Consider the following 17,328-nt stretch of genomic DNA (forward strand, 5'->3'; position numbering starts at 1 on the left):
GCGGATGGCGCGCAGGTGGCGCGCGGGACGAACAGGATCAACCCGGCCTGGTGCCGGCGCGGTAGCAGTCGTAGACGCCGCCGACCGTCCGTACGGCCGAGAGCAGCGCGTCCAACTGTGCCGGGCCGGCGACCTCCACGGTGAAACGGGCCCGGGCCACCCGGTCCTCGGAGGTGATCGAGGAGGCGGAACGGACCGTGGCCGACACGTCCGACAGCATCTCGGTGATGTCCGCGAGCAGCCCGTGGCGGTCGAACGCCTCGACCGCGATCTCGGCGGGGAACGTGCCCTCCGCCGATGGGAGCCAGGAGGTCACCGCGACCCGATGTCGGTCGCTTGCCGCGTTCACGCACTGCGACCGGTGCACGGACACGGCGAGGCTGTGCGTGCTGGTGAACCCGACGACGTCGTCCCCGGGCAGGGGAAGACAGCAGCGGGCGGGACGGACCGGGACGCCGCTGCGGCCGTCGATGGCGGCCGTCCCCGCCCAGGTGAGGGCCTCGTCCGTGTCCCGTGATCGCCGCCGGCTCCGCCTGGTGTGGGCCTGTTCCCTCGGCACCGGTGCCGGCGTCCGCGCGGCCGACACGACGGGCAGGGCGGCCGGAACGGGCGTGGCCGGCAGAGCGGGCGGACTCACCAGGCCCGCCGGGGACAGTGAGGTGGCGGGGCCGCCGACAGCTACGGGCCGCGGGGCCGTGTTCGAGGTCCGCTCGGAGGCCTCCGGGACGGCACCGGTGCCACTGCCGGTGCCACTGCCGGTGCCACTGCCGGTGCCGGTGCCGGCACCGCTGTCCAGATGTTGACGGCCAGGGCGGAGCGGGCTTGGATCCCGGGTATCGTCATGGCGGGCATCCGGGTGTGTCAGCTGCCGATCAGCAGGGTGTTCGGGATCCGACTGCTGGCCGGTGGTCTCCCGTCGCTGCCTGGTCAGCCCACGACGGATCCGTACCCGGGCCCGGGAGGTCTTGACGAAACCCAACCAGTCTTCGGATGGGCCTGCGTCCGGCAGCCCCGAACGCAGGATCTCCACCACGTCGCCGTTGCGCAGCCGGGTGTGCAGCGGGACCAGCCGGCCGTTGACCCGCGCCCCGATGGCCCGGTGCCCGAGTTCGGTGTGGACGGCGTAGGCGAGGTCGACCGGCGTGGACCTCGCCGGCAGCGCGATGATCCGCCCCTTGGGAGTGAAGATCAATACCTCGTCGGAGTCGAGGTCCGCCGACAGCGACTCCAGGAACTCACCGGGATCCTTGGCGTCGCCCTCCCAGTCGAGCAGGCTGTGCAGCCAGGCCAGGCCCTCCAGCCGGGCGCCGTCCGCGGACGGCCCGACCGGCCGGGCGATGATCCCGGTCTCGGCGAGCCGGTGCATCGCGTCCGTGCGGATCTGGATGTCGACGGGCTTGCCGGCCGGGTCCATGACGGTGGTGTGCAGCGACTGGTACATGTTGAACTTGGGTGTGGCCACGAAGTCGCGCAGCCGTCCCGGCGCCGGTCGCCACAGGGCGTGCACTTCCCCAAGCGCCTCATAACAATCAGTGATCGAATCGACGAGGATCAGCACGCGGACGATGTCGTTGTGGTCCCGCGCCTCGAAGCCGCGCTCCTGGGCCCGCTTGTAGATCGAGAAGAGATGGCTGGTACGGGCCGAGACCCTGGCGTCGATGCGCGCCTCGGCCAGGCCGCTGGCGAGCTTGTCGACGACCGAGGCAAGCTGGCCGGACTCGCGTTCCGCGGCCGTGAAGGTATCGACCACCGACTGGATCCGCGTGTACTCGTCGGGGTGCAGGACGGCGAACGCCCGATCCTCCAGCTCCCGCTTGATGACGTTCACGCCGAGCCGGTGCGCCAGCGGCGCGAGGATCTCCAGCGTCACCCGGGCGATGCGCGCCTGCTTGGATGGGGACTTGAAGCCGAGGGTCCGCATGTTGTGCAGCCGGTCGGCGATCTTGATGAGCAGGACCCGGTAGTCCCTGGCCAGTGCGACGATCAGTTTCCGCAGTGTCTCGGCCTCGGCCGCGTCCCCGAAACGCATCTTGTCGAGCTTGGTCACCCCGTCGACGAGGTTGGCGACCTCCGGGCCGAAGTCCGCCGTGACGGCCTCCAGGGTGTAGCCGGTGTCCTCGACCGTGTCGTGCAGGAGGGCCGCGACGACCGTGGTGGTGTCCACCCCGAGTTCGGCGAGGATGTCGGTGACCGCCAGCGGATGGGTGATGTACGGATCACCGCTGTGCCGCATCTGACCGGCGTGCTGGCGGTTGGCGACCTCGTAGGCGCGGACGATGAGAGCGACGTCGGCCTTGGGATGATGCTGACAGTGCCTGTCGATGATCCCCCGTAGTACGGATGGCGCAGGTGGCCCTGGTGGTGAACTTCGGGCCGCGGCCACCCGGCGGGCGAGGTGGGCCAGCCGGCTGCCGGCCAGCCAGGCGGCCGCGAGGGTCCGCGAGGCGTCCTCCCCGCCGCCGACCTGCCCCCCACTGGATCGGTCCACCCGCGCGGGCAGCGCCGCGCCCTGCATCCCGGCACCTACGATCTCAGCGTCCACAGTGCTCCCCCTCGATACGTCCCGGTGCGTCGGTACGTCCCGGCACGGAACAGCTCCGTGCCCCCGCCGCTCGCCGGTGACGGTCTCCCGCCGCGGCGACATCGACGACGCGGACCCGGCCGGCGGCCCCTCCCGCTGGAAACCGCCGGATCCCCCCACCGCACCAGCATGGTCAACACCTCGCCCCGGAGGCGATCCGGTAACAGTCGTGCACACCGTCGATCGAGCGCACGGCGTCCCGGATGTGGCCGAGATGTTTGGCGTCCCCCATCTCGAAGGTGAACCGGCTGACCGCGCGCTGGTCCTTGGTCGTCGTCACCGACGCCGAGAGGATGTTGACGTGGTGGTTGGTCAACACCCGGGTGACGTCGGAGAGCAGACGAGCGCGGTCGGTCGCCTCGACCTGGATGACGACGAGGAACACCGACCCCGAGGATGCGGCCCACTCGACCGGCACCGCCCGGTCACGAGAACTATTACACAAAGTAGCCAGATTCGGACAGTCCTGGCGGTGGACCGAGACGCCCTTCCCCCTGGTGACGAATCCGACGATCGGGTCTCCGGGCATGGGTGTGCAGCAGCGGGCGAGCTTCGACCACACGTCCTCGGCGCCGTTGATGACCACCCCTGGATCGCCGGCCGTACGTTGCAGGGCACGGGTGGGCAGCGCGGTCTCGGCGACGTCCTCGGCCGCGCCCTCCGGGCCGCCCAGCGCGGCCAGCAGGCGGCCCACCACGTGCTGGGCGCTGATGTTCTTCTCCCCGATCGCGGCATACAGCGCGGAGACGTCCGGGTAGCGCAGGTCCCTGGCCAGGCTGGGCAGCATGTCGCCGCTCATCAGTCGGGTCAGCGGCAGGCCGTGGCGGCGCATCATCCGGGCGATCGCGTCCCGGCCGGCGACGATGGCGTCCTCCCGCCGCTCCCTCGCGTGCCACTGGCGGATCTTCGTACGGGCCCGGGACGACCGGACGAAGGTCAGCCAGTCCTCGCTCGGGCCCGCCGCGTGCGCCCGGGAGATGAAGATCTCGACCGTGTCCCCGTTGTCCAGCGTGGTGTCCAGCGCGACGAGCCGGCCGTTGACCCGCGCGCCCACGCACTGGTTGCCCACATCGGTGTGGACGGCGTAGGCGAAGTCGACCGGGGTCGCCCCCTCCGGCAGCGCGATCACGTCCCCTTTGGGGGTGAACACGAAGACCTCGTCGGTGTGCAGGTCGAAGCGCAGGCTGTCGAGGAACTCGCCGGGTTCGGCGCTCTCCCGCTGCCAGTCGAGGATCTGGCGCAGCCAGGCGGTCTGGTCGGCCCCGGCGGAGCCCCGCCGGGAACGGCCGCCGTCCCGGGACGCACCGGCCCTGGAGCCGCCGTCGGCGAGTCCGAACGCGCCTGCCCTGGTCTCCCCGGAGGGCCGGGCGCCGACGCCGTCCTCCTTGTACTTCCAGTGCGCCGCGATCCCGTACTCGGCCCGGTTGTGCATCGCGTGCGTGCGGATCTGCAGCTCGACGGGCTTGCCCTCGGGGCCGATCACCGTCGTGTGCAGCGACTGGTACATGTTGAACTTGGGCATCGCGATGTAGTCCTTGAACCGGCCCGGGATCGGCTTCCAGTTCGCGTGGATGGTGCCCAGGGAGGCGTAGCAGTCCCGCAGGGAGTCGACCAGCACCCGGATCCCGACCAGGTCGTGGATGTCGTCGAAGGACCGGCCGCGGACCACCATCTTCTGATAGATCGAGTAGTAGTGCTTGGGCCGGCCGGTGACGACAGCCTTGATCCTGGCCTCGGCCAGGTGCGCCTGCACCTGCATCACCACCGCGGTGATGTAGGTGTCCCGGCTGGGCGCGCGGTCGGCCACCAGCCGGACGATCTCGTCGTAACGCTTCGGGTAGAGCGTCGCGAAGGCGAGATCCTCCAGCTCCCACTTCAGCGAGTTCATCCCGAGCCGGTGGGCCAGCGGAGCGTAGATCTCCAGGGTCTCCCGGGCCTTGCGCTCCTGCTTGTGCTCGGGCAGGAAGCGCAGCGTGCGCATGTTGTGCAGGCGGGCGGCAAGCTTGATCACAAGGGCCCGGGGGTCGCGGGCCATCGCGACCACCATCCGCCGGATCGTCTCGGCCTGCGCGGCCTCGCCGACCTTCACCCGGTGCAGCTTCATCACCGCGTCGAGCACCAGCGCGACGTGGTCGCCGAACTCGTCCCGGATCCGCTCGAGCGTCATGCCGCCCTGGCCGACGGTGCCGTGCAGGAGCGCGGCGCACAGGGTCGGCGTGTCCATCCCGAGATCGGCGAGGATGCTCGCGACCGCGACGGGATGGGTGATGTAGGGGTGGCCGGAGAGGCGGACCTGGCCGGCGTGCACCCCCGCCGCGGTCTCGAAGGCGTGGTAGACCGGGCCGACGTCGGCCCGCGGATGGTTCGCGAGCAGGCCGCGCAGCACCGGATCCAGCAGTGACGGCGGGGTCGCTCGATGCGACGCGAGCCTGGGGAAGCGCCCGCGGACCCGGCGTGGCAACGGCGGCGACTCGTGTCCGAGGCGTGGGACCACCGGCGAACCGTCACCAGGACCGAACTCACCGTGGTCGACAAGAAGCCCGGACTGGCGCGTCGGCGGGGCCGATGTGCCGGGCCAGGCGGATGGAGCCGAGGTGGCCGGGGCCGGTGCGGCGGGTGGAGCGGCAGCGGGCGGAGCCGGGGCTGATGAGGCCGGGGCCGCGGGCGGAACCGGTGAGGCCGGGAGAACAGCCGGCGGTGCGGAAACCGGCTGCCCGTCAGGTGATCGCACCACATCCGGCTGGACGCTGGTCGGCTGGGCGTCGCCTGGCGACCTGGTTTCGGTTGGCCCGGCATCGGTTGGCCTGGTGTCGGTTGGCCTGGCGTCGCTCGACCCGGCATCAGCCGGCCTGGTATCGGCCGGCCAGGTATCGGCCGGCGGGATGTCGGCCGGCCGTGGCGCGCCGTCGGCCGCCCTGGCGCGTCCCGCCGACGTGGCCTGCGGTGGACGTTCCGCCCCGACCGCCGACGGCGCGCCGGTGGGCGGGCAGCCATGGCTGTCCTCGCGGGCGAGCACAGCGTATTCGCCTGCCGCGGACGACTCCCGAACGGTCGTCGCGCCAGGCTCGGACGCTCCAGCCGTCACCGGGGCTGCCTCGGGCACAAGCCGCTCCTGCTTCATGTCGGACCCCTGAAGGCTAACGCTTCCGCGGGTTGACCTCCTCCCGCAACCCCGGCCAATGCCCGTGGATCACACAAAGGTCACAGGCCGGGGTTGTCGCAATCATGATCATTACGGTCGGGAGTGCCGCGCAGGAGCACCACGGCCGAGGCTCCGAACCGGCGAGGAACAGGCCCCGACGATCAGACTTCCATGATCGACGATATCGCGAGCGGCGCAAGCCGGTCACGCCCGGCCAGGAAGGTCAGCTCCATGAGCACGGCGAGCCCGACGACCTCCGCGCCCGACGCGCGGACCAGTTCGGTCGCGGCGGCCGCCGTACCGCCCGTGGCCAGCACGTCGTCGACGAGCAGCACCCGGTCACCCGGCTGGAAGGCGTCGGCCTGTACCTCGAGGGTGGCGGTGCCGTACTCCAGGTCGTAGGTACGGCTGACCGTCTCCCCCGGTAGCTTGCCCTGTTTGCGGATGGGCACGACACCCACCCCTGTGCGGTAGGCGACCGGGGCCGCCAGCAGGAAGCCACGCGCCTCGATGGCCGCCACGACGGTGGCGCCGTAACCGCCCGCGGTCGTGGCCAACTCGTTGATGACCACCGTGAAGGCGGCCGGTGTCCCCAGCAACGGTGTGATGTCCTTGAAGACCACCCCGGGCTGGGGGAAGTCGGCGACATCCCGGATGTGGGCCCGCAGCACGTCCGCGGCGGTGGTGCCGGCCGCGGACAGGCCGCTGGTGGTGGTGCCGGTGCCGGCCGGTCCGATGGTCGTTTCGGCTGGTTCGATGGTCGTCACCGCCGTTTTTTACCGCTGGGACGGCCTTTGCGGCCAGAACGCCGGGCTGGTGTCGGACGGCGGCCCGCGGCGGGCCGTGGCGGCCGGACGCCGGCAACGGCCGGTTCACGGCCGCTGGCGGGCTCTCCACGTTCACGCTCGTCAGCGTCCGAGGGGGTGGTCGCGGTATCGGAAAATCCGCTTCCCGACCCCTGACCGGCCGCCGCGGCCCCGCTGTCGGATGCGCGACCACCGACGGCGGCCGCCGCCGCGGCCTTCGGCTGCCTGGCGGGCTCCCGGGCGGCCGCCGCCCGCGCCCGGGCCACCCGCTGGTCGAGTGCCCTGACCGCCGGCTCGTTCTTCTTCAGGTCGACCAGCAGCGGAGTGGCGAAGAACAGCGACGAGTAGGCGCCCGAGGCGATACCCACGAACTGGGCGAGGGCGAGATCCTCCAGGGTGCCGGCGCCGAGCAGACCGGCACCGACGAACAGCAGCGAGGCGACCGGCACGAGCGCGATGAACGAGGTGTTGAGCGAACGCACCAGGGTCTCGTTCAACGCGTCGTTGGTGGCCTCCGCGTAGGTGCGCCGGTTGGTCGTGCTCATGCCGGCGGTGTTCTCCCGGACCCGGTCGAAGACGACGACGGTGTCGTAGAGGGAGAACCCGAGAATGGCCAGCAACGCGATGACCGTGGACGGGGTGACCTGGAAACCCACCAGCGAGTAGACACCCATCGTGATGACAAGGTCATGGACGAGCGCGGTCATGGCGGCGACCGCCATCTTCCACTCGAACCGGACCGACAGGTAGACCACCACCAGCACCAGGAAGACCGCGAGCCCCTGCAGCGCCTTGCTGGTGATGGTCGACCCCCACGACGCGCCCACCGTCGAGATGTCGATGTCGGTCGGGGCGACCTCGAAACGCTTCTCGATGGTGTTCTGCAGCGCACTGGCCTGCTCGGCGGAGAGGGTCGGGGTCTGCACCCGCAGTTGCTGGGAGGTGTCGAGCTCCTGGATGACCGAGTCGGCCGGGTTGACGCCGGCCGAGGACAGGGCCTCCTCGGCCACGGCGACCGACCTGCCGCCGGACGGGAACTGGAACAGCGCCCCGCCCTTGAAGTCGATGCCCAGGGAGAAGCCCCGGATCAGCATGCTGGCGACGCAGACGATCAGCAGGAGCGCGGAGAAGGCATACCAGATCCGGCGGCGGCCGACGAAGTCGACATGGGACTGGTTGCGGTAGAGCCGGCTGGCCCAGGACATCGCCTACTCCCCCTGCGCCGTGCCGGACGAGCCCGGCCGTGACGGCCGCGAACCGCGTGCCGAACGAAGATCGCGTGATCCCTGCTCGGGGCCACCGGCGGCGTCCGCCCTCGCCGTTCCCCTGCCGGCGGCGGCCTGGGCGGGGGTGGCCGGGGCCCGCTCCCGCTTGGCCAGGCGGGCCGGCGCGGGGCCGGCCGCGGCCGGCTGGCCACGGACCGCCGCGACGGTGAGACCGGAGAAACGGCTGGTGGCAAAGAACGGCCTGCGCACGAGCAGGGTGACCACCGGCCTGGTGAAGATGAACATGATCAGGACGTCTATCAGAGTGGACAGCCCGAGGGTGAAGGCGAATCCCCGGACGGAGCCGACCGACAGGACGTAGAGCACCGCGGCGGCGAGGAAGGAGACCGTGTCCGCGGAGAGCATGGTCCGTCGGGCCGACGGCCAGGCCCGTTCGGTCGCCACCCGCGCGGTGCGGTTCTCGCGGACCTCGTCCTTGATGCGTTCGAAGTAGACGACGAAGGAGTCCGCGGTGACACCGATGGACAGGATCAGACCGGCGATCCCGGCCAGGGTGAGAGTGAACCCGATCCATTCGCCGAGGAGCACGACCGAGGCATACACCAGCACCCCGCTCACCGCCAGCGAGCTGAGCACGACTATTCCGAGCGTCCGGTAGTAGACGAACGAGTAGAGCGTCACCAGCGCGAGACCGATGACACCGGCGAGCAGGCCGGCGTTGAGCGAGTCCTGCCCCAGGGTCGGGGAGATCGACTCGGCGCTGGACTGCTCGAAGGCCAATGGCAGGGCGCCGTAGCGCAGCACGTTGGCGAGATCCTGGGCGCTGGACTGGGTGAACGAGCCCGAGATCTGCGCGTCACCGGCGATCCGGTCGTTGGTGGTCGGGGCGGACTGCACCACCCCGTCGAGCACGATCGCCACCTGCTTGCCGAGTGTCTTCTCGGTCAGGCTGGTGAACTTCGCCTGCCCGGTGCCGGTGAAGCTGACGTTGACGACCCACTCGCCGGTGCTCACCGAGGCGGCGCCGCCGGAGCTGGCGAGCCCGGCCGTTGCCGACTTCACGTCGGTGCCGATCACTGTGGCGGGCATCAGCAGGTACTTGACGGCGCCGGAACGGTCACAGGCGGCCACCCAGTCCGTCGGCCGGTCGGTGGCGGCTGCCTGGCTGCGCACGTCCGATGGGGCGCAGGTCAGGCTTTCGAACCGGGCGACGACGTCGGCCGGTGGCGTGTCGGCGGCGGGCTGCGCGGGCTGGCCAGAGGCCGCCGGGGGTACCGCGGCAGGGGGCGTCCCGAGGGCCGGTGACGCCGAGGCGGCCGGTGCTGGCGCGGCCGAGCCGGCCGGGGCCGTCGGCGCGGCCTGGGCGAGCAGACCGGAGCCGACCACGTCCGGCCGGGTGGTGGTGGACGGGGACGCAGCGGTGGCGGCGGGCGGAGCGGACACGGTGCCCGGTGCCCTGGGCGTGGCGCCGGGCACCGGAACCGTCGGGGTGGCCGTCGGAGCCTCAGGAGCGGCCGGCGGGGTGGTCGGAGCGGCCGGTACGGCGGCCCCGGAGGTGTAGACCTCTCGGAAGCGCAGCTCGGCGGTCTGCCCGACCAGTTCGACGACATCGTTGCGGCCGCGGCCGGGAACCGAGATCTCGATCTGGGTGTTGTTGCGTTTGACTTCGGCCTCGGCGACCCCGAGCCCGTTGACCCGCTCCCGGATGATGTCGACGGCCTTGTTGACCGCGCCACCGTCGACGCCCTTACCGGGCTCGGTCGACCGGGGCGTGAGGATCACGCTCGTCCCGCCCTGGAGGTCCAGGCCCAGCTTCGGCGTCCACGTGGACGTCAGCGCCATGGAGCCGTAGAGCAACACCACGATGCCGAAGAGGAGCCCGATCCGGGACCAGGCGGGGCTCAAGGCCTTACGCCGTCGCCCTGACCCTCGTGCCAACGGATATCCCTTCGTCACGCGCCGTCGCGCTCATGCCACTTCCTGCTGGACCTGCCCGGTGGATGGCCGATCCGGCCATGACCGGTGGAACCGGCGTGGACTGAAACTGATCGTCACAGTGTGGACCTACCGTCACGGTGGGACGGCGCCGACCACGCCCACGGCCGGGTGCCGACCGCACCCAAGGTATCGACCCAAGGTATCGGAACGACTGTCATGCCGGAGGCGTTCCGATACCACATTTGTAACGCCGATATCCGCATGTTCGTCGAAGCGGACGCCGACCGGCTCCGGTGGGGGGCCGGTGCCGGTCGGCCTGCCGTTCACCGCTCTGGTGTCCCTTCCCCGGGATCCTCGGAACCGCTGGCGTCCGGCCGCCGCTGGCCACCGGTTGCCTCCTCGCTGCCGGTCGTGTCGACCTTCTTGGTCGTGTCGATGGGCCCCCGGCCCGTGCCGTGGTCGTCAGCCGCCCCGGCGTCCTCGTCCCGGTGGCCGCCTTCCTCGTCGCTGTCGTGGCCACCGTCAGGGCCACCGTCATGATCAATATCATGATCGTCGTGGTGCGCCACGTCATCCCCCACCGGGGAGACGACCCGCACGACCGCGGAACGGGTGAAGCGGCAGACCACATCCGGTGCCACCTCCAACAGCACGTCACTGCCCTCGACCTCGACCACCGTGGCGTACAGCCCCGCGGTGGTCACGACCAGCGCCCCCGGCACGAGCGAGGTCAGGACCTGCTGCTGGGTCCGCTGCCGACGCCGCTGGCTGACGACAAAGAAAACGACGAGCGCCAGCAGCAGGATCAGGGGAAACAACCCGCCGAACCCACCACCACCGCCGCCCTGGGCCACATCCTGTGCGACCACGATCACCTGCACGTCCACGTCCTCCCATGTTGTGCGGCCGATGGTACGTACCGGCCGCGAGGCTGCCGACGCCAGGCCCCGCCGGAGCGCGCCCAGCCGACGCCGACGAAGAGCGGCGAAGGGGCCGCGGCGCCGGGAGAACCGGCGGGCAGCCGCCGCTCTCAGCCGCCGTCGGCCAGGGGCTCAGTCGTCGCTGTCGATGAGGGGAAGCGGAACCTGGGAACGGCCCAGCAGGCCCTCGACCGGGTCGAGGCCGAGGTGGGTGAAGGCGGCCGGGGTCGCGATGCGCCCCCGGGGGGTCCGGGCGAGCAGACCGGCCCGGACCAGGAACGGCTCGGCCACCTCCTCGACCGTGTCCGGCTCCTCCCCCACCGCCACCGCCAGGGTCGCCAGACCCACCGGGCCGCCGTTGAAGCGACGTACCAGCGCCTCCAGCACCGCCCGGTCCAGCCTGTCCAGGCCGAGTGCGTCCACGTCGTAGACGCGCAGGGCGGCCTGGGCGACCTCATGAGTGACGACTCCGTCCGCCCGCACCTCGGCGTAGTCACGCACCCGTCGCAGCAGCCGGTTGGCGATCCGGGGGGTTCCGCGCGACCTGCCGGCGACCTCTGCCGCGCCGTCGCCGGTGATGTGCACACCGAGCAGCGCCGCCGAGCGGACCAGCACATCGATCAGCTCGTTGGTGTCGTAGAAGTCCATGTGGGCGGTGAAACCGAACCGGTCGCGCAGCGGCCCGGTGAGCAGACCGGAGCGGGTGGTCGCGCCGACGAGGGTGAACGGGGCGATCTCCAGCGGGATCGCGGTGGCGCCGGGGCCCTTGCCCAGCACGACGTCGACCCGGAAGTCCTCCATCGCGGCGTAGAGCAGCTCCTCGGCCGGGCGCGCGATGCGGTGGATCTCGTCGAGGAAGAGCACCTCGCCCGGGGCCAGCGCGGTGAGGATCGCCACGAGGTCCCCCGCCCGTTCGACCGCCGGCCCGCTGGTCATCCGCAGCGGGACCGCCATCTCCCGAGCAATGATCATGGCCAGGCTGGTCTTGCCGAGCCCCGGCGGCCCGGACAGCAGGACGTGGTCGGGCGGACGCGCCCGGGCCCGCGCCCCCTCAAGCATGATCATAAGCTGTTCGCGGACCTTCTGCTGGCCGATGAACTCCGCCAGCGTCCCCGGCCGCAGGCCCGCCTCAAAGGCACGCTCCTGCGGTTCGGCCACCGGCGAGACCAGACCCTCGACGTCCATCCAGCCGCCCTTACCGAGGCCGCAGGGCGGCCAGCGCCCGACGCAGCAGCACGCCTACGGGATCCGGTGTCTCGGCACGGCCGCTGCCCGCCCGGCCGGTGCCGGTGGCGGTGGCCCGTGGGTCACCGGGGCCGGCACGGCCCGCGCGGCTGCCCGGCCCGGCATTGCCGTGGCCGTTGCCGGCCGGGACCGCGGCCAGGGCATCCGCCCCGGTGATGGCCAGGGAATCGGCCAGCGCGGCGGCCAGCGCGTCGTCGGCCTCCCGCGCGGTGTAGCCGAGCCCGAGCAGCGCGAGGCGGACCTGCTCGCCGGCGGTGACACCCGTGCCCGCGGCCGGCGCGGCACCGTCACCGCCGGCCCCGCCCACACCCACACCGTCATCCCCCGCGGCCGGCGCCGGTACGGGCGGGCCGAGCCTGTCCCTGAGGTCGAGGACGATGCGCTGCGCGCCCTTGCGGCCGATGCCGGGCACCTTCGTCAGAGCCGCAAGATCCTCCGCCGCGACCGCGCGGCGCACGCTGTCCGGACTGTGGACACCGAGCACGGCCTGGGCGAGCCGGGGGCCGACCCCGGAGGCGCTCTGCAGGGTTTCGAAGACGTCGCGCTCGTCGGCGTCGGCGAAACCGTAGAGAGTCAGCTCGGTCTCCCGGACGACCAGCGTGGTGACCAGCCGTGCCTGCTGCCCGACCCGCAGCCCGGCCAGGGTCGCGGGGGCGCACTGGACGAGCAGCCCGACCCCGCCCACCTCGACGACGGCGGCATCGGGCGACAGGGCGGCAACCGTCCCGGCCACGGACGCGATCACCTGAGGCTCCTGCCGGCGGCCGCGGCAGCCTGCCTGGCCGCCCGCATCCGGGCGAGCGCCGGCCCCCGCGACAGGTGGCACAGCGCAAGGGCCAGGGCGTCGGCGGCATCGGCCGGACGTGGCGGGTCGGACAGCCCCAGCAGACGGCTGACCATGAAGGTGACCTGGGTCTTGTCCGCCCGGCCGCTTCCGCTGACCGAGGCCTTCACCTCACTGGGGGTGTACAGCGCGACCGGCAGGCCACGGCGGGCCGCGCTGACGATCGCCACCGCCCCGGCCTGCGCGGTACCCATGACCGTCCGGACGTTGGCCTGGCTGAACACCCGCTCGACCGCGACCGCGTCGGGGTGGTGACGGTCCAGCCACTCACCGACGCCGCGTTCGAGCGCCCACAGCCGGGCGGCGACGTCATCGGCGGCGGGCGTACGCAGCACGCCGACCTCGACCAGCGACGTCTGCTGACCCGGCCCGCCGTCGACAACCCCGAGACCGCAGCGGGTAAGCCCCGGATCGACCCCCAGCACTAGCACCGGCACCCTCCACGACCAGCTAGCTCGTCGACTGTCGTCCCGACCGTCCGCCGGGCATCGCAACCGCCGGATTACCCGGGACCGCCGGCCACCGGCGGTTCGCCACGATTGTGGCACGTCTGAACGCCTGTTCGAGTGCAGCGACACGCCTACCCGGGCGCCGGCCCGGCAAACATCGCCTGCCGGCCGGGCAGCAGCCCGGCAACCATCCCTGCCGGTCGGGCAGCAGCCCGGCAGGCACCTACCGCCGGCGGCCAGCGTCAACTGGCTGTCCGCAACGCCACCCGCGGCCGTCGGCCGGGCACAGATCAGCATATGGTGAGATGACCGGCAATGCCCCGCGAAGATCGTCAGTGCCCCGCCGGGCAAGCGGGAGATGCCACCGAAAAGCACCGGAAATGCGGGAAATGAGGTCCACAATGGGCTCCGATGCCGCCGCCGGTACCGAGCCGACCGGGCCGACCGGGCTGACCGCCGGGCCGGCGGCCGAACACGGCGACGGACAGGTGCCGCGTGCGCGCCGGTCGGACCAGACGCGCCACGTCCGCCTCGATGCCGGTGACGTGGAGCTGTCCGGGCTGCTGGCCGAGCCCGACGGCCCGCCGCGGGCCGTCATCGTCGGCCTGCCCGGTGGGGGCTGCGCGCGTCCTACTTCCACGGCCGGGCGCATCCGGACCTGTCCCTGCTGACCCTCGGCACGGCCCTCGGGTTCAGCGTGCTGGCGCTGGACCGGCCCGGCTACGGCGCGTCGGCGGGGCTGAAGGCCACCCATCAGACGCTGGCCGCGCAGACCGCCGCCACCTGGCGGGCGCTGGAGACGTTCACGGCATCCCACGCCGTGGGGGCGGGCCTGTTCCTGATCGGCCACTCGTTCGGCACGATGCTGTCGGTGTCGCTCGCCGCGGACGAACGCGGCGAGCGCCTGCTCGGTCTCGACGTCTCCGGGGTGGGAGCCCGGTACCGTGACGGTCTGTGGCCGCCACGGCTCCCCGCTGACAGCAGCGTCGCCGAGATCCACCGGGAGCACGCCCTCGCGGCCCGCAAGCTGTTCTGGGGGCCGGAGTCCCTGTACCCGCCCGGCACGTTCGTCCTGGGGACGGTACCGACAGCCGGCGTGCCGGCCGGCGAGGCATCCGATGCCGCGAAGTGGCCGCAGAAGCTGCCCCTGCTGGGTCCGCGGGTGCGGGTGCCGGTCCGTTGGACGCTTGCCGACCACGAGTCCTGGTGGCACCTTGACGAGGCGACGGAGACCGAACTGCGGGCCGCTTTCAGCGCCGCGCCGCGCTTCGAACTGGTCTGGCAGCGCGGCGCGGGCCACAACATCAGCCTGGGGTGGGCGGCCCGCTCCTACCACCTGCGGGCGCTGTCCTTTGCCGAGGAGTGCATCCGCGACCGGAACACGGGCTGACTCCCACCCCGGGTTGACCCCCGCTCCGAAACGACGGACGCCTCAGAACGAGACACACGCCTCGAAACGGGGCACATACCCACCACGCGAACAACACCGGTCCGTACGGCGGCACCAGAAGTCACGGTAACGCCGACGGCGCCAGGGAGCCGGTCAGGAGCCGGTCAGGCCGAGGAGCCGGTCAGGCCGAGACCAGCTCCATGATCTCGTCGGAGATGTCGGCGTTGAACCAGACGTTCTGGACGTCGTCGAGATCCTCGAGCGCCTCGACGAGCTTGAGGACCTTGCGAGCGGCCTCCTCGTCCAGCGGCACGCTGACGCTGGGCAGCCAGGACAGGTCCGCCGAGGCCACCGTGAGCCCCGCGTCGGTGGCCGCGACGCGCACCGCGTTGAGGTCCGTGGCCTCCGAGACGACCTCGAACGCGTCGCCGAGGTCGTTGACCTCCTCCGCGCCGACGTCGAGCACCGCGGTCAGGACGTCGTCCTCACCGAGCTCGGGGGTCTTCGTGACGAGGACGACGCCCTTGCGGTTGAACAGGTAGGACACCGACCCCGGATCGGCGACGCTGCCGCCGTTGCGGGTGATGGCCACCCGGACATCCGAGGCGGCCCGGTTGCGGTTGTCGGTCAGGCACTCGACCAGCACGGCCACCCCGTTCGGCGCGTACGCCTCGTAGGTGATCTCCTCGTAGCTGGCCCCGCCGGCGAGCTCGCCCGACCCCCGCTTCACGGCGCGGTCGATGTTGTCGTTCGGTACCGACTGCGACTTCGCCTTGGCAATGGCGTCCGCGAGCGTCGGGTTCCCGGCAGGGTCCCCGCCACCGGTCTTGGCCGCCACCTCGACCGTCTTGATCAGCTTCGCGAACAGCTTGCCGCGGCGCGCGTCGATGACGGCCTTCTTGTGCTTGGTGGTCGCCCACTTGGAGTGACCGCTCATGCCGTGCCCCTCACCTGTCCCCGCTCCCGTCTGCCACCTGTGCCCTGCATAGATACGCCCTGGCCGATATGCCCCGTACGCCCTGCACACCCTGTGTGCCCCGTACGGCCCGCATGCCTCGCACATCCTCCACCATGCCGACGAACAGCTCGTGTATCCGCCCGTCGCCGGTGAGCTCCGGATGGAACGCGGTCGCCAGTACGCCCGCCTGACGGACCGCGACAATCCTGTCACTAACCCTACCGAGCACCTCGACCTCGTCCCCGATCTTCTCCACCCAGGGTGCCCGGATGAAGACCGCCCGGACCGGGCCGCCGGCAACACCGGTGATGTCGATCTCCGCCTCGAACGAATCGACCTGGCGGCCGAACGCGTTGCGCCGCACAACCACGTCCAGCCCGCCCAGCAGTGGCTGGCCGGGCCTGCCGTCCAGGACGTCCCTGGCCAGCAGGATCATGCCCGCGCACGACCCGAACACCGGCAGCCCGGCCGCGATCGCGTCCCGCAGCGGCTCCAGCAGCTCGAACACCCGCAGCAGCCGACCGATCGTGGTGGACTCGCCGCCGGGCAGCACCAGCCCGTCGAGGGCGCCCAGATCGGACGGCCGGCGCACCTCGACAACCTGGACGCCGAGCGCGGCCAGCGCCCGGGAATGCTCGCGGACGTCACCCTGCAGAGCCAGCACGCCCAGCCGCGCCGCGCCGGTCCTCGCCTGTGCCGGAGGCGTCCAGGGGCCGCTCACCATCCGCGGTCGGCGAAGCGGTCCGCGGGCGCAAGATCGCTGACGTTGATGCCGACCATCGCCTCGCCGAGGCCGCGGGAGACCTTCGCGATGACGTCGGGGTGGGCGTACATGGTGGTGGCCTCGACGATCGCCCGGGCGCGCCGTGCCGGGTCGCCGGACTTGAAGATGCCCGAGCCGACGAACACGCCGTCCGCCCCCAGCTGCATCATCAGGGCGGCGTCCGCGGGCGTCGCGATACCACCGGCGGTGAACAGCACGACCGGCAGCGCACCGAGCCGCGCGACCTCGGCGACCAGTTCGTAGGGGGCGCGCAGTTCCTTGGCCGCGGCGAAGAGCTCGTCGCCGGGCAGCGCGGACAGCCGCGCGATCTCCGCCCGGATCGTGCGCATGTGCACGACCGCGTTGGACACCTCGCCGGTGCCCGCCTCGCCCTTCGAACGGATCATGGCCGCGCCCTCGCCGATCCGGCGCAGCGCCTCCCCCAGGTTGGTCGCGCCGCACACGAACGGGACGGTGAACCGCCACTTGTCGATGTGGTGGTGCGGGTCGGCCGGGGTGAGGACCTCGGACTCGTCGACGTAGTCGACCCCCAGCTCCTGGAGCACCTGGGCCTCGACGAAGTGGCCGATGCGCGCCTTGGCCATCACCGGGATCGACACCGCCTCGATGATCGACTCGATCATCTCCGGGTCGCTCATCCGGGAGACTCCGCCCTGGGCACGGATATCGGCGGGAACCCGCTCCAGGGCCATCACGGCGACGGCGCCGGCCTCCTCGGCGATCCGGGCCTGCTCGGCCGTGACCACGTCCATGATCACACCGCCCTTGAGCATCTCCGCCATGCCCCGCTTGACCCGGGCCGTGCCCACGTGGGCGCCGTCTCCTGCGCCGGCCGCGCCGGGCAGCGTGGCCGTGGGCACGGATCCGTGGTCCGGTCCGTGGCCCCGCGAAGCGGGCTCGGCAGCGGTCAGACCCTCGGACATGGCATGCCTCTCTGTACACAGACGGGACCGGTGCAGGAATTCGGTCCACGGCGAACATCCCAGCTGGGCCGGACACCGACAAACCGCGGCTTCCACGAGCGGAGCACGTCGGACACGCGACA

The 17,328-nt window shown here is 71.8% G+C and carries 15 protein-coding genes; 3 read left to right on the plus strand and 12 right to left on the minus strand.

What is annotated here, in order from left to right; all coding sequences use genetic code 11:
- Positions 1-37: 37 nt before the first annotated feature.
- Together FSYMDG_RS12520 and FSYMDG_RS12525 are read right to left on the minus strand one after the other, a co-directional pair.
- Positions 38-2,542, minus strand: a complete 2,505-nt coding sequence (locus tag FSYMDG_RS12520; protein WP_013873824.1) for a RelA/SpoT family protein — start codon at positions 2,540-2,542, stop codon at positions 38-40.
- Positions 2,543-2,714: 172 nt separating this feature from the next.
- Entirely contained in the window at positions 2,715-5,312 is a 2,598-nt protein-coding gene (locus FSYMDG_RS12525; protein WP_237703136.1) for a RelA/SpoT family protein, read from the minus strand.
- 76 nt (positions 5,313-5,388) lie between these two features.
- Here FSYMDG_RS12525 and FSYMDG_RS26190 point away from each other — a divergent pair, with 76 nt between their 5' ends.
- Complete coding sequence (locus FSYMDG_RS26190) at positions 5,389-5,715, plus strand: hypothetical protein (protein WP_131772525.1); 327 nt, start codon at positions 5,389-5,391, stop codon at positions 5,713-5,715.
- Positions 5,716-5,884: 169 nt separating this feature from the next.
- Here the strand turns inward: FSYMDG_RS26190 and FSYMDG_RS12535 are convergent, their stop codons facing one another.
- From FSYMDG_RS12535 to ruvC, 7 genes are all read right to left on the minus strand, one after another.
- On the minus strand, positions 5,885-6,460 hold the full coding sequence (locus FSYMDG_RS12535) for an adenine phosphoribosyltransferase (protein ID WP_431307086.1): 576 nt from the start codon (positions 6,458-6,460) through the stop codon (positions 5,885-5,887).
- A gap of 26 nt (positions 6,461-6,486) precedes the next feature.
- Positions 6,487-7,734, minus strand: a complete 1,248-nt coding sequence (gene secF, locus FSYMDG_RS12540) for a protein translocase subunit SecF (protein ID WP_013873828.1) — start codon at positions 7,732-7,734, stop codon at positions 6,487-6,489.
- Between the two features lie 3 nt (positions 7,735-7,737).
- Positions 7,738-9,693: a protein translocase subunit SecD gene (gene secD, locus FSYMDG_RS12545; RefSeq protein WP_431307085.1), complete on the minus strand. Its 1,956-nt coding sequence runs from the start codon at positions 9,691-9,693 to the stop codon at positions 7,738-7,740.
- A 323-nt stretch (positions 9,694-10,016) separates the two neighbouring features.
- The gene (gene yajC / locus FSYMDG_RS12550; RefSeq protein WP_050803506.1) at positions 10,017-10,580 is read right to left on the minus strand and encodes a preprotein translocase subunit YajC; all 564 of its coding nucleotides are present in this window, start codon (positions 10,578-10,580) and stop codon (positions 10,017-10,019) included.
- Positions 10,581-10,745: 165 nt separating this feature from the next.
- Positions 10,746-11,798 (minus strand): Holliday junction branch migration DNA helicase RuvB, encoded by a 1,053-nt coding sequence (ruvB, locus tag FSYMDG_RS12555; protein WP_013873831.1) that lies wholly within the window; start codon positions 11,796-11,798, stop codon positions 10,746-10,748.
- A gap of 10 nt (positions 11,799-11,808) precedes the next feature.
- On the minus strand, positions 11,809-12,603 hold the full coding sequence (gene ruvA / locus FSYMDG_RS12560; RefSeq protein ID WP_013873832.1) for a Holliday junction branch migration protein RuvA: 795 nt from the start codon (positions 12,601-12,603) through the stop codon (positions 11,809-11,811).
- Positions 12,600-13,133 (minus strand): crossover junction endodeoxyribonuclease RuvC, encoded by a 534-nt coding sequence (ruvC, locus tag FSYMDG_RS12565; RefSeq protein ID WP_013873833.1) that lies wholly within the window; start codon positions 13,131-13,133, stop codon positions 12,600-12,602. The genes ruvA and ruvC overlap by 4 nt, the downstream gene beginning before the upstream one ends.
- A gap of 407 nt (positions 13,134-13,540) precedes the next feature.
- Here ruvC and FSYMDG_RS27545 point away from each other — a divergent pair, with 407 nt between their 5' ends.
- The gene (locus FSYMDG_RS27545; protein ID WP_202797621.1) at positions 13,541-13,822 is read left to right on the plus strand and encodes a hypothetical protein; all 282 of its coding nucleotides are present in this window, start codon (positions 13,541-13,543) and stop codon (positions 13,820-13,822) included.
- 26 nt (positions 13,823-13,848) lie between these two features.
- Complete coding sequence (locus FSYMDG_RS12570; protein ID WP_050803508.1) at positions 13,849-14,541, plus strand: alpha/beta hydrolase; 693 nt, start codon at positions 13,849-13,851, stop codon at positions 14,539-14,541.
- Between the two features lie 181 nt (positions 14,542-14,722).
- On the opposite strand, the gene FSYMDG_RS12575 is transcribed toward FSYMDG_RS12570, so the two are convergent.
- From FSYMDG_RS12575 to pdxS, 3 genes are read right to left on the minus strand one after another with little or no spacing between them, the layout of a single operon-like run.
- The gene (locus tag FSYMDG_RS12575; protein WP_013873834.1) at positions 14,723-15,478 is read right to left on the minus strand and encodes a YebC/PmpR family DNA-binding transcriptional regulator; all 756 of its coding nucleotides are present in this window, start codon (positions 15,476-15,478) and stop codon (positions 14,723-14,725) included.
- A gap of 10 nt (positions 15,479-15,488) precedes the next feature.
- Positions 15,489-16,223 (minus strand): pyridoxal 5'-phosphate synthase glutaminase subunit PdxT, encoded by a 735-nt coding sequence (pdxT, locus tag FSYMDG_RS12580; RefSeq protein ID WP_013873835.1) that lies wholly within the window; start codon positions 16,221-16,223, stop codon positions 15,489-15,491.
- Complete coding sequence (gene pdxS, locus FSYMDG_RS12585; protein ID WP_013873836.1) at positions 16,217-17,206, minus strand: pyridoxal 5'-phosphate synthase lyase subunit PdxS; 990 nt, start codon at positions 17,204-17,206, stop codon at positions 16,217-16,219. The genes pdxT and pdxS overlap by 7 nt, the downstream gene beginning before the upstream one ends.
- Positions 17,207-17,328 lie beyond the last annotated feature (122 nt).

The organism is Candidatus Protofrankia datiscae, from assembly GCF_000177615.2.
GTDB lineage: Bacteria > Actinomycetota > Actinomycetes > Frankiales > Frankiaceae > Protofrankia > Protofrankia coriariae.

Bases quoted from the DNA above. Each gene is read 5' to 3' on its own strand.
- ruvB (WP_013873831.1), bottom strand. From the start codon at position 11,798: ATGGACGTCGAGGGTCTGGTCTCGCCGGTGGCCGAACCGCAGGAGCGT.
- secF (WP_013873828.1), bottom strand. From the start codon at position 7,734: ATGTCCTGGGCCAGCCGGCTCTACCGCAACCAGTCCCATGTCGACTTC.
- pdxS (WP_013873836.1), bottom strand. From the start codon at position 17,206: ATGTCCGAGGGTCTGACCGCTGCCGAGCCCGCTTCGCGGGGCCACGGA.
- FSYMDG_RS27545 (WP_202797621.1), top strand. From the start codon at position 13,541: ATGAGGTCCACAATGGGCTCCGATGCCGCCGCCGGTACCGAGCCGACC.
- FSYMDG_RS12575 (WP_013873834.1), bottom strand. From the start codon at position 15,478: ATGAGCGGTCACTCCAAGTGGGCGACCACCAAGCACAAGAAGGCCGTC.
- pdxT (WP_013873835.1), bottom strand. From the start codon at position 16,223: ATGGTGAGCGGCCCCTGGACGCCTCCGGCACAGGCGAGGACCGGCGCG.